The sequence below is a fragment of the Pseudoalteromonas sp. SM9913 genome (assembly GCF_000184065.1).
GTDB lineage: Bacteria > Pseudomonadota > Gammaproteobacteria > Enterobacterales > Alteromonadaceae > Pseudoalteromonas > Pseudoalteromonas tetraodonis.
Genome location: NC_014800.1, coordinates 148,050 through 163,320 on the forward strand (window position 1 = coordinate 148,050; position 15,271 = coordinate 163,320).

General features: G+C 41.5%; 13 protein-coding genes. 8 read left to right on the plus strand and 5 right to left on the minus strand.

Annotated features, from left to right (window positions below; translation table 11 throughout):
- Positions 1-13 precede the first annotated feature (13 nt).
- The 4 genes from nagK to nagP are packed head-to-tail and all read left to right on the plus strand — an operon-like array spanning position 14 to position 4,379.
- A complete protein-coding gene (nagK, locus tag PSM_RS15915; protein ID WP_013462890.1) occupies positions 14-925 on the plus strand; it encodes an N-acetylglucosamine kinase in 912 nt (303 codons plus the stop codon).
- Entirely contained in the window at positions 925-1,923 is a 999-nt protein-coding gene (gene nagB-II / locus PSM_RS15920; RefSeq protein WP_013462891.1) for a glucosamine-6-phosphate deaminase NagB-II, read from the plus strand. The genes nagK and nagB-II overlap by 1 nt, the downstream gene beginning before the upstream one ends.
- Positions 1,924-3,051 carry an N-acetylglucosamine-6-phosphate deacetylase gene (gene nagA, locus PSM_RS15925; protein ID WP_013462892.1) on the plus strand — a complete coding sequence of 376 codons (1,128 nt, stop codon included), beginning with the start codon at positions 1,924-1,926 and terminating at the stop codon, positions 3,049-3,051. It abuts the gene before it with no gap.
- 32 nt (positions 3,052-3,083) lie between these two features.
- Positions 3,084-4,379, plus strand: a complete 1,296-nt coding sequence (nagP, locus tag PSM_RS15930; RefSeq protein ID WP_013462893.1) for an N-acetylglucosamine MFS transporter NagP — start codon at positions 3,084-3,086, stop codon at positions 4,377-4,379.
- A gap of 55 nt (positions 4,380-4,434) precedes the next feature.
- Here nagP and PSM_RS15935 read toward each other — a convergent pair whose 3' ends face one another.
- Both PSM_RS15935 and PSM_RS15940 read right to left on the minus strand, forming a co-directional pair.
- Positions 4,435-5,934, minus strand: coding sequence for a phospholipase effector Tle1 domain-containing protein (locus tag PSM_RS15935; RefSeq protein ID WP_013462894.1), 1,500 nt, complete (start codon positions 5,932-5,934; stop codon positions 4,435-4,437).
- A gap of 94 nt (positions 5,935-6,028) precedes the next feature.
- On the minus strand, positions 6,029-7,333 hold the full coding sequence (locus tag PSM_RS15940; RefSeq protein WP_013462895.1) for an NAD(P)/FAD-dependent oxidoreductase: 1,305 nt from the start codon (positions 7,331-7,333) through the stop codon (positions 6,029-6,031).
- A gap of 234 nt (positions 7,334-7,567) precedes the next feature.
- Between PSM_RS15940 and PSM_RS15945 the strand changes: the two genes are divergently transcribed.
- From PSM_RS15945 to PSM_RS15960, 4 genes are all read left to right on the plus strand, one after another.
- Entirely contained in the window at positions 7,568-9,508 is a 1,941-nt protein-coding gene (locus PSM_RS15945; protein ID WP_013462896.1) for a RecQ family ATP-dependent DNA helicase, read from the plus strand.
- 107 nt (positions 9,509-9,615) lie between these two features.
- Positions 9,616-10,689 (plus strand): porin, encoded by a 1,074-nt coding sequence (locus tag PSM_RS15950; protein ID WP_013462897.1) that lies wholly within the window; start codon positions 9,616-9,618, stop codon positions 10,687-10,689.
- 11 nt (positions 10,690-10,700) lie between these two features.
- The gene (locus tag PSM_RS15955; protein WP_013462898.1) at positions 10,701-11,108 is read left to right on the plus strand and encodes a substrate-binding domain-containing protein; all 408 of its coding nucleotides are present in this window, start codon (positions 10,701-10,703) and stop codon (positions 11,106-11,108) included.
- Between the two features lie 149 nt (positions 11,109-11,257).
- The gene (locus tag PSM_RS15960; RefSeq protein WP_013462899.1) at positions 11,258-11,560 is read left to right on the plus strand and encodes a YkgJ family cysteine cluster protein; all 303 of its coding nucleotides are present in this window, start codon (positions 11,258-11,260) and stop codon (positions 11,558-11,560) included.
- Between the two features lie 32 nt (positions 11,561-11,592).
- Here PSM_RS15960 and PSM_RS15965 read toward each other — a convergent pair whose 3' ends face one another.
- The 3 genes from PSM_RS15965 to PSM_RS15975 are packed head-to-tail and all read right to left on the minus strand — an operon-like array spanning position 11,593 to position 15,079.
- Positions 11,593-12,957 carry a TrkH family potassium uptake protein gene (locus PSM_RS15965; protein WP_013462900.1) on the minus strand — a complete coding sequence of 455 codons (1,365 nt, stop codon included), beginning with the start codon at positions 12,955-12,957 and terminating at the stop codon, positions 11,593-11,595.
- Positions 12,958-12,959: 2 nt separating this feature from the next.
- Positions 12,960-13,613: a potassium channel family protein gene (locus PSM_RS15970; protein ID WP_013462901.1), complete on the minus strand. Its 654-nt coding sequence runs from the start codon at positions 13,611-13,613 to the stop codon at positions 12,960-12,962.
- Between the two features lie 11 nt (positions 13,614-13,624).
- Positions 13,625-15,079, minus strand: coding sequence for a TrkH family potassium uptake protein (locus PSM_RS15975; protein WP_013462902.1), 1,455 nt, complete (start codon positions 15,077-15,079; stop codon positions 13,625-13,627).
- Between the last annotated feature and the right edge of the window lie 192 nt (positions 15,080-15,271).

Below are 15,271 nucleotides of genomic sequence, written 5' to 3' on the forward strand. Positions count from 1 at the left end.
TTAAGAGGCAAAAATGATCACCAACAATATTAATAACAATCAACTCTTTGTGGGGATCGATGGCGGTGGCACTAAATGTAAAGCAATTATCGTCAATAGCTGTAATGAAATAGTAGGCACCGGTGTGGCAGGCCCTGGTAACCCGTTACATGGATTTAGCCAAGCAACGCATTCCATTGAGCAATCAGCGCGTTTAGCCTTGCAAGATGCAGGACTCAAAGAGACGCCTTTATCTGCATTAATCGCAGGGGTTGGCCTGGCGGGAGTTAACTTACCAAGTTTGCATAATCAAATGACCCAGTGGCAACACCCATTTAAAACTATGCATTTAACGACTGATTTACTCATTGCTTGTATGGGCGCTCATCAAGGTAGTGATGGCGCAGTGATGATTGCAGGTACTGGCTCGTGTGGATTTTCATACGTTAATGGTCAATCGTTTATGATTGGTGGTCATGGTTTCCCGCATGGCGATAAAGGCAGCGGTGCATGGATAGGCTTTACTGCTTGTCAGCAGGTGTTGTTAAGCCTAGACAAGTTAATCCCAAGTGGTGCGCTTACTAATTTGATTATGAAGTATTTAGAAGTGCGTGATGCAATGCAACTTGTTGAAGTAATTGCGAATAAACCCGCCGCCTTTTTTGCGCAACTTGCAGGTTGTGTTTTTCAATCAGCACAAGCAAACGATGCCATTGCGATTGCCATTTTAAAAGAAGGTGGCGCGTACTTAAGCGATATTGCACGTCAACTATTAGATAAAAACCCACCAAGGCTTTCGTTTATCGGTGGCTTATTAGCCGTGATGACAACATGGTTAGATCCAGACATTCAAGCTATTTTATCAGCCCCATTATCGTCACCAGAAATGGGGTCTGTACTTTACGCTAAACAACAGCACGTTAATTACAGCAGCCAGGAGTTATGATGTTTAACACCCTAATGGAAAAAGAAGCGGCGCAAACGCCAAATGTTATTGAAAAGCAAATTATTGCCAACCAACCTTTAGTGGAAAAAATTGGTCATAAGCTTCGCGATATGGCCCCTAAGGTGGTGATGATGATTGGTCGCGGTTCATCAGATCATGCTGGCGTTTTTGGTAAGTACTTAATTGAAATTGAAGCCGGTGTACCGGTCAGTTCAGCAGCGCCATCAGTGGCGAGTGTATATGGTAAAACATTAAAGCTTGAAGGCGCTGTGGTGATTGTAATTTCTCAATCAGGACGCAGCCCAGATATTCTCGCTCAAGCAAAAATGGCGAAAGAGGCGGGCGCTTATTGTATTGCACTGGTTAACGATGAAGCGTCACCATTGCAAGACATAGTAGATGATTTTGTCCCCCTTAAAGCCGGTGATGAAATTTCGGTGGCGGCAACAAAAAGTTACTTAGCCACGTTATCGGCATTGGTACATATTGTTGCTAATTGGACGCAAAATGAGTCATTATTACAAGGGCTTAAAGAGCTGCCTAGCGCGCTTGATGCAATGATAGACTCGCCAACTCAGTTACAGCCTAGTGAGTTTGCAAACATTAAGAACATGGTGGTATTAGCCCGTGGTTTAGGGTTTTCTATCTCAAAAGAAATGGCACTTAAGCTTAAAGAAGTGTGTGCTATTCATGCTGAGTCATTCAGTAGTGCAGAATTTTTACATGGTCCGGTAACCTTAGTTGAGCAAGGGTTAGTGATTTTAGATTGCTCGGTTGATGATGAAACTAAAGAGTCACATCAGCAGCAAATTGCTGAGGTTAAAAAACGCGGTGCACACGTGATTAGCCTTAATCAAAACGGTATTAACGTACACCCTCGATTAGCGCCATTTTTAGTATTGCAGCGTTTTTATCTTGATGTGGCAAAAGTAGCGTTAAGCCGTGGTTTTAACCCTGATGAGCCTAAGGGGCTTAAAAAAGTAACAAGGACATTATAAATGTCAGTAAAACGTATTCATGTAGCAGAGTTTTTTGATGGCGAGCAATTTGTTAACGACAAAGTGTTGAGCATTGATGCGGGTATTATTACGGCAATAGATGATAACGTGCAACAGGCAGATGAGCACCTAACGGGGTTAGTTGCGCCAGGCTTTATTGACTTGCAAGTGAATGGTGGCGGTGGTGTATTGTTTAATCGTACTAGCAGTGTTGCTGGGGTTAAACAAATGCTGCTGGCACATGCCAAGTATGGCACAACTGCCATGTTGCCGACTTTAATTACTGACACGGTTGAAGTGATGCACCAAGCAGCCGATGTCATTGCTGATGCTATTGCTTTGCAGACTCCCGGTATTATTGGCATTCACTTTGAAGGCCCGCACTTATCTGTTGCAAAAAAAGGCGCTCATAGTGCTGATTATATTCGCCCTATTTCTGAACAAGAATGGCAGGTATTATCTCGCCAAGATTTAGGTAAAGTGGTGGTAACAGTTGCACCTGAAAATGTTCTGCCAAGTGATATCGCTAAAATGCGTGAGGTAGGCATACACGTTTGTTTAGGTCATACCAATGCAAGCTTTGCTCAAGCTCAGCGCGCGGTTGATGCTGGCGCAACCGGATTTACGCATTTATATAATGCTATGTCGCCATTACAGGGGCGTGAGCCAGGTGTTGTAGGCTGTGCATTATTAAACGATGACACCTATTGCGGCCTAATTGTTGATGGGCATCATGTTGATTACGCTGCATGTCAGCTTGCGTTAAAAGCAAAGCCAATGGGTCGTGTTTTTTTAGTCACTGATGCGATGCCACCAGTGGGTACGAATGACACCGAATTTGCTTTTTTTGACCGTACCGTCACCTTAGATAATGGTAAGCTCACCTCTACCACGGGTGAACTGGCAGGATCTGCGCTTGATATGGCAACCGCAGTAAGAAATACAGTAACCCATTTAAAGCAGCCATTAGCGCAAGCGCTTAATATGGCAAGTTTATATCCTGCTCAGTATTTACAGTTGCCCGCCACACACGGGCGATTAATACCGGGCAGTCCAGCAGATTTTGTACAATTAAACACACAACAACAAGTCATTAGCACGTGGATTGGCGGCGCTCAGGTTTGTTAACAACATAATAAATATAAATAAAGGAAAATAACATGACAACCAATGTTATGGATACGTCCAAAAATAGTAGCGTGGTTCCAATGGCCATTGTTGCGGTATTATTTTTTATACTGGGCTTTGCTACTTGGCTAAATGGCTCATTAATGCCGTATTTAAGTCAAATTTTACAGTTAACTCCGTTTCAAGGGTCGTTAATTTTATTTTCCTTTTATATTGCCGTCACCTTTACTGCGCTTCCCTCGGCCGTGTTAATTAAAAAAGTTGGCTATAAGAACGGGATGGCGCTTGGCATGGGGTGTATGATGTTAGCGGGTTTACTGTTTATTCCTGCCGCTATGTCACAGTTTTTTCCTCTGTTTTTATTAGCCCAGTTAGTGATGGGGGCAGGTCAAACTCTATTACAAACTGCGGTTAACCCGTACGTAGTGCGTTTAGGGCCAGAAGAGTCGGCTGCTGTGCGTATTAGTATTATGGGTATTTTAAATAAAGGCGCAGGGGTTATTTCTCCGATGGTATTTACGGCCTTAATTTTAAGCAACTTTACCGGTACGGTAGGCACAGAGCTTAGCCAAGAGCAAGTTGATGATATGGCCAACGGCCTTATTTTACCTTACTTAGGCATGGCCATATTTATTGGTTTATTAGCTTTTGCGGTTAAAAAGTCGCCGCTACCTGAACTTATTAATGATGAAGTTGACGCAATAAACGATAAGGGTGAAATTCGTGAAACACTCTCTCATCCAAACTTAGTGTTAGGCGCTATTGCGATATTCTTGTACGTGGCGGTTGAGGTTATTGCAGGCGATACCATAGGTACTTTTGCACTATCGCTGGGAGTCGAAAAATATGGGGTAATGACCTCATACACTATGATGTTTATGGTGTTTGGTTATATTTTAGGTATTTTACTTATCCCTAAATTTATTTCTCAGCAGAGCGCTTTAACCGCATCGTCTGTATTAGGGATTGTTATTACATTATGTATTTTACTGCTCGATGCACAGTCGTTTGTTATTGCCAATGCGTTATTGGTGCCTTTAGGCGGCGCTAATTTGCCTGATGTTTTACTGCTGATTGCCTTTTTAGGCTTAGCAAACGCGATTGTTTGGCCTGCGGTGTTCCCACTAGCATTATCAGGATTGGGTAAACTTACTAGTACTGGTTCTGCGCTTTTAATCATGGGGATTGCCGGAGGTGCATTTGGTCCCGTTTTATGGGGGCTACTGAGTGGCTTTACCTCGTTACAAACAGGCTACTCGGTGTTGTTACCTTGTTATCTATTCATATTATTTTATGCCGTGAAAGGCCATAAAATGAAAAAGCAATAACCTCCACCAGCTATCCCTAGCTCAGTGCACTTTGCAGTATAAAGTGCACTGATTATCAGCTTAATCGCGTTACTTTAAGTTTTATCCTACCGGCATTCGCACCATAAAAACGACTTAAATCATTAGCAAATGGGCAAAATTCTCCCGATTTTTTAATGGTTATTTCAACGCCTTCAGCAATTTCAAAGGCATGTTCATCGCTTTGACCAATCGTGCCGATCAAGCTAAACCACTGCGCTGTAGCTAAACGTCTAAATGGCTCAAGTAATGCCATGGGGATTTCTTTAACGCCGAGTTGCACGTTATCGCGATGCCACCCAGAAGGAGAGCACTTTATACCATCGTCATACCAATATTGATTAGGATAAGGTGTAAAACGGTAGGTCGCACCTTGGGCAAGCATTAAGCCGGTGGCGTTGTAGGCTTCACTGGCATATGCCATCACATCTTGGCTTTGGTTTATGCTAAGTAAACTCATATTTTGGTTGGCTAGCATTATATGGGCACTGAGTCCCATAAAGTTTAACGTGCTGTCGTCGCTGTAAATCATTTTATAATGTAAGTTTTTTAACGATTCGGGGCGATAGCTGGTTAGTTTATTAATTCGCTGTGCAACACTGTGATGTATTAATGGGGCGACGTGGCTGATTTCATCGTCAATTAATACACAGCACTGCCTATCAACAAGTTTAAAAAATGGGTTTAGCCAAAAGTAATTTTGCTGATGACTTAACGCCAGTGGATCGGGAATAACAGTCACATCGTCTTGGGCAACCAAGTTACTCTCAGGTAAAAGGTTTTCGTAATCGATGTCATGACTGGTTAGCAATGAAACTGACAGTGGCTGAGCAATGAGCCACTCAAGTGCATAACGCAAGCAAATATCGGCAAGTCCATCGCGATAGTAGCCGCCTCCCACATCGGAATGGGCTCCTGCAAACCACAGCTCGGTAATGTTAGCTTGCTGGTTCATTAACGTCGGTTCAAACGCGCGACGTTTTTCATCAAGCGCTACACAGTGCAGCGCCTCAAAGACATTACTGGCAATGGTGTGATTTTCAAAAATAACATGCTCTGCACCCCAAGTGGCTTTACTCACTTTTGACATGCCAATTGAGGCCACTGTATCAAACACACATAAATACACCTTTTCATGTATGAGTGGCTCTAAGCACTTTGCAAATCGCCGCGCTAATGCAGCGCCTCTGCTAAAGCCGGTGAGTAGTAGGGTATCGCCGCTTTGGTAATGCTGTTTAAAATCATTAATAGCTTGATTTAAAATGCTGGCTACATCGTCTGAACGTGGGGCGAGTGCTTGATTTAAAATTCGTTTTAAACGACTGCCTTTAGTGCCTATGCCTTGGTAATAAAAACTTAACTGTTTGGAAAATGGGGTGGTGGGAGAATCATCAAGTTTACCACCGAGCAATAAGTGTAGTTTTAAAATATTAGAAATACTGGCGTCTTCTTTAAAATGCTCTGTACTAAACTGATCTGCGTCTCGGGGTTCACTGCCGGTACCATCAAAATTAAAAATAAGCGTTTTATCCGACATAGCCTGTTTCCTTAAAATTTTTGTGTACTTTATATAGCTAATATTAAAAATTAAAGACAGTGGTAATTTAAATTACCACTGTCTTTAATTTTGGCTAGTGCAGCTTCATTTTAGGACGCACAACACGCAGCACTTTTTCGCTGATCCACAAAGCAAAGGTTTTGGCACTGCCATGAATAGCGCGCTGATGCATTCTATATAATGAAATATACATAAAGCGGGCAATTTTACCTTCAATAAAAAAGCTATTACTGGTTAGGTTACCCATTAAGCTGCCTACTGTGCTGTAGCGCGATAAATTAACCAGTGAGCCATGGTCGTTATACTCGAATTTTTTAAGGGGCTGCTCACGTAATGTGGCGATTAAGTTTTTTTCAACGCATTGTGCCATTTGATGTGCCGATTGTGCGCGTGGCGGCACTTGCGTACCATCATCTTGCGTAAACGCGCAGCAATCACCGAGCACATATATTTGTGGGTCAAGGTTGCTTTGTAAGTACTCGTTTACTTTTATTTGGTTATTACGAGTCAGCTCAAAAATACCCAGCTCTTTAATAAAGTCAGGTGCTTTTACGCCCGCCGCCCACACCATAATATCCGCATTTATTTGCTCATCATCATTGGTGATAAAGCCATGTTCGGTTGCTTGTTTAACTTGGGTATTTTCCCGAACGGTGACGCCTAATCTTAATAACTCACGCTTGGCCGAACTGGCAATTCGCTCAGACAGCGCCGGAAGAATCCTGGGGCCCGCTTCAATCAGATGAATATGTAAACGCTTAGCCGACATATTGGTTAAACCGTATATTTTTAGTAAATCAGAAACATGATACAGCTCAGCCGAGAGCTCAACCCCAGTTGCTCCACCGCCAACAATGGCGATATTTAATGAGTGTAATGGGTCATCGTCTTGATGAAGGCGAGTAAAGTTATCCAGCAGCGCGTGTTGAAAGCGCTCTGCTTGTTGATTTGAATCTAGGTAAAAACAATGCTCTTTAATGCCTGGCGTATTAAAGTCGTTACTCACACTGCCAATAGCAATAACTAAATGATCATAGTGAACGGTGCGTTTAGGTAAAATTTGATGCCCTAACTCGTCATATAGAGGGCTTAAGGTGATGGTTTTATTGTTGTTATCGAGGTTGCAAAAGGTACCAAGTTGAAAGTTATAGTGATGTTTGGCAGCATGCGCGGAGTAAACAACCCCATCTAAATCGGCATCAATAGAGCCAGTTGCAACCTCGTGCAATAACGGTTTCCATATATGAGTGCGATTTTTATCGATGAGTAATATATTTGCGTGTTGTTTCTTTCCTAGTTTGTGCCCTAATTGAGTTGCTAGCTCCAGCCCACCAGCGCCACCGCCGATGATGACGATTTTTGGTATGGTTATATCCATGACTATGCCCTTAAAAAGAATATACCGAAGCAATTTCTGTACGTTGATTTTTAAAATGACTTGGGTATCAAAAAATTATTTTGGCAAAGCACGTTTTTATGGGGCTATAGTGTGCGCCTAATTAAAGGATATGTCAGCAATAAATCACGTCATTTGATGTATACTGATATGCAAATATTTCATCTACTGCGCATTTACAGCATTTATGGGCACCGACATAAAAAGGACGCTTTTATGAGTACCTCGCTAGTTCAGTCTCTTGAGCAACATTTTGGTTTTAATCAGTTTAGAACAGGGCAACAACAAACCATAGAGCAGCTGCTAAATGGCCAATCATCATTGGCAATATTTCCTACAGGATCGGGTAAGTCGTTGTGCTATCAACTCACCGCGTTACATTTACCGCATTTAACGCTGGTGGTATCGCCGTTATTGGCCTTGATGAAAGATCAAATTAGCTTTTTAAATAGCAAAGGCATCTATGCCGCCAGCCTCGACTCAAGCCAAGACCAAATGCAAAGTAGCACTGTAATGAACGACGTACGAAGTGGTAAAGTTAAAGTGTTAATGGTGTCGGTTGAGCGCTTTAAAAACGAACGCTTTAGGGAGTTTATAAGCCAAGTGGCGCTTTCTATGTTGGTTGTTGACGAAGCGCATTGTATATCTGAATGGGGGCATAACTTTAGACCCGATTACTTAAAACTACCTCGTTACCGTGAAGAGCTAAATATTCCGTTAGTGCTACTATTAACCGCTACCGCCACTAAAAAAGTAAAACGCGATATGGCCGAGCGCTTTGCTATTGAGCCACAATGTATTGTGCAAACGGGGTTTTATCGCGCTAATTTAGATTTAAATGTGCTGAGTGTTAAAACGGCGGATAAAAACAATGAGCTTACTAAAATTGTCCGTGCGCAAACCGGCCCCGGTATTGTGTATGTCACGCTGCAGCAAAGTGCTGAGCAAGTGGCCAATATGTTAAGCGCGCAGGGCCTGCACGCGGTGGCGTATCATGCAGGGCTTGAAGACACCCTACGCGGGCAAATTCAAGACGATTTTATGGCAGGCAAAATAAATGTAGTGGTTGCTACCATTGCCTTTGGTATGGGGGTTGATAAATCAGACATACGCTTTGTAATTCACTACGATTTACCTAAATCAATAGAAAACTACAGCCAAGAAATTGGCCGCGCAGGGCGTGACGGCAACCCATCAAATTGTTATACCCTGGCTAATTTAGATGGCTTAAATACAGTAGAAAACTTTATTTACGGCGATACTCCAGAGCTCAGCGGTATTGAATATGTTATTAACGATATTCGCCAAGCTCAACAGCAATGGGAAATGCAAGAATATAGCCTTTCAAGCGAGAGTAATATTCGCCAACTTGCCCTTAAAACCTTGCTGGTACAGCTTGAAATGCAAGGCGCAATAACCCCGCAGTATGCTTATTATGCCGATTTTAAGTATAAATTTTTGGTTGATAAAAATGAGTTACTTAGCCAGTTTGATGAGCAGCGCCAAGCTTTTTTAAAACAAATATTTAGTCATACCGACTTTAAAAAAATATGGGGCACACTTAATTTTGACTCCCTAACGCAAGCCGCGCAGGTTGACCGTAAACGTGTGGTAGCCGCGCTTGACTATTTGGCTGAAAAAAACCTTATCACCCTTGAAACCAAACGTATTACTCACGTGTACAAAGTGCATAGCGAGGTGATTAATAATCCTGCACTTGCCCAGCAGTTACACGATTATTTTACTGATAAAGAGCAAGCGGAAATAAAACGGATTGCTGCTTTAGTACGCTTTTTTGAGCTGCAATCTTGCTTAAGCTATAACTTAGCCCGTTACTTTGATGATGCGAATGCGCCACAGCAGTGTGGACATTGCTCGGTGTGTCGTGGGCATTCAGTTAAGCTTGAATATTCAATTCCCCCTGCAACGATTGATACAGCGCTTATTTATCAAAAGGTCGATGAGTTTTTAGCGCACATGGCAACTAAAGGTGTACACAATGTAGGTATTGAAACCCAATGCCGGTTTTTAGCGGGAATGAGCGTGCCACTGTTTGCGCGTAATAAAGTACGTCAACTAAGTGGTTTTGCACTGTGCGAGCAACAGCGCTACAGCGAAATTAAAGGGACATTGCTATCAAGGTCGATGGCTAAATAATATTAGAAATCAGTATAAAAATAAAAGAGTGTTAATTTTTTGTTTCTTTTTCTTGCTTTACTATACTCAATTTGGCTATGACAGCCATTATAATAATGAGGTGATCAATGAAACTGCAAAAAATTATACTATTGGGAGCATTTATATCAGCAAGTAGTTATGCTGAAATTAATATTTCGGGTTTTGCAAGTATTAATGCAGGTAAGGTACTGAGCGGTACAGGTGTCCCGCAATATGGCGTTGAACCAACATTTCTTGCGGACTATCCAAATGTTAGTGCATACACTGAAGATTTATCCTTTTCGCCAGAGTCTTTGATTGGATTACAGGTATCAGGCGATTTGGGTGAAGGTCTTTCTGTAACAGGTCAGCTAGTTGCCAGAGGAGTCAACGACTTTGAGGCAAACTTTGAATGGGCTTATATTTCTTACGATATTAATGATAATTGGACTATTCAAGCAGGTAAAAAGCGTTTACCACTATTTTACTACTCAGACTTTTTCGATGTAGGTTATGCATATGTATGGATGCGAGCCCCTGCAGATAACTATACATGGCAAGTATTTAACTACGAGGGCGTTAATTTACTCTACTCAGGTTCTATAGGTGACTGGGGAGTGTCTGCGAATATTTATACCGGTAAAGAGGACGATGACGATAACAAGCTATTATCAGACTTCTTCTTTCAAGAGCCAACAAGAGAAATTTGGGAAGATATGTTAGGCGGCGTACTGTTACTAAATCGTGACTGGCTCGAACTAAGAGTGACCCACATGCAATACACCAATAAGCGTTTTCGTGCGGGTGAACCGGTTTTGTGGGACGGCAAAGATAGCAGAGATGGTAAATTTTATGGTTTAGCTGCAAATCTTGATTTTGGTGATTTTTTCGTTTTAAGTGAGCTTAACCGCTTAGACTTAGATGGTAATCTCGACACTTATATGATCAGTGCGGGCTATCGTTTTGACTCTATTACACCTTATGTCATGTTTTCAGACTTCGAACAAGAAGGTGAAGGTGATACAGAACAGCATAATACATTTGCTGTTGGTGTGAGGTGGGACTTTCATCCGTCAGCTGCATTTAAAGTGCAATACGATAGAGTCAAAGATGACTCGTTTGATTTAGCTGTGGCCGGTGATAGTAAAGCTATCACGCTTGGTGTCGATGTTGTATTTTAAGGAGAGGTAAAATGAAAAAATTAATATTAAGTGTAATATTCCTGTTTACGAACTTCGCCTATGCAGATTTTGCTATTATCGTGCATCCTTCAAATGAAAGTAGCTTTGATGAGTCTGTTATCAGCCGAATTTATACAGGAAAAGAAAAGTCATTTAGCAATGGCAATAAGATCATTCCAATATCTCAAGAACCAAGTAGTGCTGCAACCGAGCAATTTAATAGTAAATTACTTAATAAAACGTCTTCTCAGTTAAAAGCATATTGGTCAAAACTAATTTTTACAGGAAAGGGCACACCACCTAAAGAGTTAGAAAATGACAGTGAAGTAATCAAAATGGTCGCAGCTAACCCTGACACCATTGGCTTTGTCTCTTCATCAGCTGTATCGGATAACGTTAAAGTGGTTTTCAATTTTTAATCTTAAATAAGCGTGCTGGTTAATCAGCACGCTTTTTTAGTGATTAGTTAATTACAATATAACGATGTTTAATATCTGACGTTATTTTACTGTCACCCTTGCCTCGCTCGTGTATCCTATAGCTTGTATATCATTTATCAAAAGTCTGTATGCCAAACTCAATCATTGCTGTTGAAAATATCAATACCCAACCAGTCACTTGCGCTAACTGCCAAGCGTGTTGCTGCCAATTAGAAGTGCGTATTGTCACTGATACCGGTGTTCCTTTTCGATATATTGATTACGACAAATGGGGCAGTGAGGTCATGAAGCGCGGCGACGATGGCTGGTGCGAAGCACTTGATAGAAATACCCTCATGTGTACTATTTACGAAAATCGCCCATTAACGTGTCGAGAATTTGAAATGGCATCGGGTGAGTGTATTACTGAGCGGGAGCTAGCGGGTATTTAAAACGCGGGCTGATTAACCCGCGTGAATGTTTGTTAGCCAATAGAGAGTTGCGCGCTTGGGTATCTTAGCTTTTTAGTGCGTGGACTTGCTAAAAAATAGGCGATAGTGAGCGGACCTATTCTGCCCATGAACATTAAAAACATAATAATAAACTCTCCCAGTGGTGATAGCGAGGATGTTAAACCACGTGAAAGCCCTACCGTCCCCAGTGCAGATACCGCTTCAAAAGCAACATCTAAAAAAGGCGCATCTTCGACGACTAGTAAGGTAAAAATAGCTAACCAAGTGACTCCTGCTGAAATAATGGTTAAAGCTAATGCTTTATACACAGATTCTTTGTCTATTTCTCGGCGTAACACAGTGACGCCTTTGTCACGTCTTAGGTAGCTATAGGTTGCTAAAATTAAAACGATAAACGTAACGACTTTAATGCCACTTGCGGTACTTAAAGAGCCGCCACCAATAAACATAAGCATCATAGTTAAAGCGGTGCTGGCATTTTTTAATTCTTCAATAGCAATGGTATTGAATCCCGCAGTACGGGGTGTGACAGCTTGAAACCAAGCAGCTAACCATTTACCTACTTCAGACAGTGGTTGCAGTGTTTTTGGATTATCGTATTCAATCGCGTAAATAAGCAATAATGCAATAACGTTAATAATAACTGTGCTGATCAACATTAATTTACTGTAGGGACTGAGCTTTGCCCAACGCTTTGATTTATATAAATCCATTAATACGGTAAAGCCAAGCCCACCAATAATAAACAAACCGGTAATAGTTAAATTCACAACGGGGTCTTCAACATACTGCATTAAGCTGTTAGGACTCAATGCAAACCCTGCATTGTTGAAAGCGCTAATGGTATAAAAAAGAGCATGAAAAAAGCTTTTCTGTAAACCCATTTCAGGTAGCCAATACAGCGTTAAAATAACAACGCCTATAGATTCTACGATTAGTGCAAACAGTAAAACAGACTTAGCGGTATTGACCAACGTAGATGTATCTGTTTGATTAAAAGCAGCTTTGGTGACTGTTTTTTGAATAAAGCCAACTTTATTACCCAGTGCCATTAAAGTTACAACCGCAAAGGTCATTAACCCCAGACCACCCAGTTGAATTAATAACGCAATAACGCCTTGTCCAAAAGGGGTAAACACTGAACCGGTATCCACTACAACCAGTCCAGTTACAGTCACCGCAGAGGTTGCCGTAAACGCACTTTGTATCCATGAAATAGGCTCATAGGTTGCGAAAGGCAGTTTTAATGCTAATGCTCCTAGCGTTATTAATATTAAAAAACTGCAACATAAAATAAGAGGCGGAGCCGCATTGATTTTTTTATGCCCACTGACTTTGCGCTCAATAGGCGTTTTGAGAGGGTGCCATAAAACCATGATTATAAGAGCCTTGGAGCTAGATAGTTTAATTCGACTCGGCTACCTGATAGCAGTAAGGTGTCGTGGGTATGTAACTCAAAGTCGTCATCAAGTTTGACAAACGTTTGCTTGGCGCGCTTTACCAATAGAGGGTCTACAGTGCCTTTTATTTCTCTGAGTAGATGCCCTAGTTTTGTTTTATGTAGGTGAGCTTTTATACTTACTTCAACAACGTATAAGCCATTGCCTAATGAAATATAGTCGTTCACTATCGGGTAATTAAGCGCTTGTGCAACGCGCACCCCCATTTCTTCCTCAGGGTGAATAATGCGTGTTACACCTAATTTAGAGATAATAGTGTGATGGGCTTTAGTACTCGCTTTTACCCATATTTGCTCAACAGCTAAGTTTTTTAATGCAAGCGTGCACAGAATGCTCGATTGCATATCTTCCCCAATCGCCACTAAAACAGCCTGACTACTCGCTAAATCAAGCTCTTTAAGTGCGGCTTCATCGGTGGAGTCGCAAACGATGGTTTCAGATAAATGCTCAACATACTTTTCGGCGAGTTTTGGGTTACTATCTACGCCAGTCACTGTGTGTCCTAAATGAATTAACTCAAGACTTGCTGCAATGCCGAAGCGACCTAAACCAATCACTGTAAAATGTGCCATATTATTCCTCGTTATTTTTTCCAAAAGCTATGAGTAAAAAGTGCAAAAACAGTAAAATATTCTAACCGGCCCACGATCATAGCGACCGAGAGTATCCAAATACCGGTATCTGAAACGGGTTGAAAGTTAGCGCCAACTTCACCAAACCCAGGGCCAAGTACATTGACGCAAGCAGCTACCGCAGTAAATGCACTCCAAAAATCAAGACCCGTTGCCATAAGTAACATTGTAAACAGTAAGCTTGTACCAACAGCAAAGGTCATAAATGCCATAATTGCATGGCGTACATCTTCTTTAACGGGCGAACCTTGATATTTAAGTGTAAATATCGCTCTTGGATGAAGTAGCTGTTTAATATTGTTATTAATCATTCTGCCAACAATAATGTTACGAATTATTTTATTTCCGCCAGCGGTTGAACCTGCGCAACCACCAAGATAGCCAGCAATTACCAGTAAAAACCCAGCCTCAGCTGGCCAGTCAGTAAAGCCTGCTGCGCCATAACCGGTGCTGGTAATAAAAGAAATAATATGGAATGTGGAGAAACTAAATGCTTCAAGTACATTTGAGTAGCTGTCTTTAAGCAGCAACATAGTGGTTAAAAGAACTGATAAAAACACGACGATATAAATAAAATAACGTGTTTCTTCATCGTGATAATAACTAGTAATGGCTCTTTTGTGCGCCACTTTGAAGTGCAAGGCAAAGTTAATCGCACCTGCAAGCATAAAGACATTAGCTATCCACAGCAGTAAATGGCTGCGGTAATACCACATACTGGCATCATGCGTTGAAAACCCCCCAGTTGAAACTGTGGTAAAGGCATGTGCAATCGCATCGTATAAACTCATTCCACCAGCATAATAGGCTAAAATACAAAGTACCGTGATTGCAAAATAAACACCCCATAAATAATGCGCGGTACTGGCAACGCGCGGAGTTAATTTTTCGTCTTTAATGGGGCCTGGGGTTTCTGCTTTTAATAATTTCATGCCACCAATATTCAGCATAGGTAAAATAGCCACTACAAAAATTACTATGCCTAAACCGCCCATCCATTGTAAAAATTGTCGATACAATAAAAAGCTAGCAGGCATGTTATCGAGCCCTGATAGCACGGTTGCACCAGTAGTAGTTAAGGCGCTAATTGACTCAAATACTGCATCGCTAAAGTTAACGCCAGTGATAACCAAAATGGGAATAGCGCCTAACACACCGGCTATAATCCACGTTACTGTGGCGTAAATGAGTGCATCTCTGAATGTTGCGCCGGTATAATCTGTTTTACGTAAATTGATAAGTAGCACTAAAGCGACTGAGATCATCGTTGCGCCAGAAATAAGAAACGCACTAATAACGCGATCTTTAAAAATAAATAATGAAAGCGCTGCGAATGCTAGTTGCACCACTCCCATCCAAATAATAGGAAAGGCGAGTAGTCTTAAGGTGATTTTCCAATTTATCATCAATACGCCTTATCAAATACCTATTGCAGGTAACACGCAATCACTAAAGTTGAGTTGAATATACGGGATCAAATACTAAAGTCAGCGCTGCACTGCAAAGCTTTATAAAGATTTAACGAACGAGATAAAAAACTTTATAAAAACTTTATAGAGGCAATATCGAAAAGGCAGTAACCTAAGTGCTCAAATGTT

Bases quoted from the DNA above. Each gene is read 5' to 3' on its own strand.
- nagK (WP_013462890.1), top strand. From the start codon at position 14: ATGATCACCAACAATATTAATAACAATCAACTCTTTGTGGGGATCGAT.
- nagB-II (WP_013462891.1), top strand. From the start codon at position 925: ATGTTTAACACCCTAATGGAAAAAGAAGCGGCGCAAACGCCAAATGTT.
- nagA (WP_013462892.1), top strand. From the start codon at position 1,924: ATGTCAGTAAAACGTATTCATGTAGCAGAGTTTTTTGATGGCGAGCAA.
- nagP (WP_013462893.1), top strand. From the start codon at position 3,084: ATGACAACCAATGTTATGGATACGTCCAAAAATAGTAGCGTGGTTCCA.
- PSM_RS15935 (WP_013462894.1), bottom strand. From the start codon at position 5,934: ATGTCGGATAAAACGCTTATTTTTAATTTTGATGGTACCGGCAGTGAA.
- PSM_RS15940 (WP_013462895.1), bottom strand. From the start codon at position 7,333: ATGGATATAACCATACCAAAAATCGTCATCATCGGCGGTGGCGCTGGT.
- PSM_RS15945 (WP_013462896.1), top strand. From the start codon at position 7,568: ATGAGTACCTCGCTAGTTCAGTCTCTTGAGCAACATTTTGGTTTTAAT.
- PSM_RS15950 (WP_013462897.1), top strand. From the start codon at position 9,616: ATGAAACTGCAAAAAATTATACTATTGGGAGCATTTATATCAGCAAGT.
- PSM_RS15955 (WP_013462898.1), top strand. From the start codon at position 10,701: ATGAAAAAATTAATATTAAGTGTAATATTCCTGTTTACGAACTTCGCC.
- PSM_RS15960 (WP_013462899.1), top strand. From the start codon at position 11,258: ATGCCAAACTCAATCATTGCTGTTGAAAATATCAATACCCAACCAGTC.
- PSM_RS15965 (WP_013462900.1), bottom strand. From the start codon at position 12,957: ATGGTTTTATGGCACCCTCTCAAAACGCCTATTGAGCGCAAAGTCAGT.
- PSM_RS15970 (WP_013462901.1), bottom strand. From the start codon at position 13,613: ATGGCACATTTTACAGTGATTGGTTTAGGTCGCTTCGGCATTGCAGCA.
- PSM_RS15975 (WP_013462902.1), bottom strand. From the start codon at position 15,079: ATGATAAATTGGAAAATCACCTTAAGACTACTCGCCTTTCCTATTATT.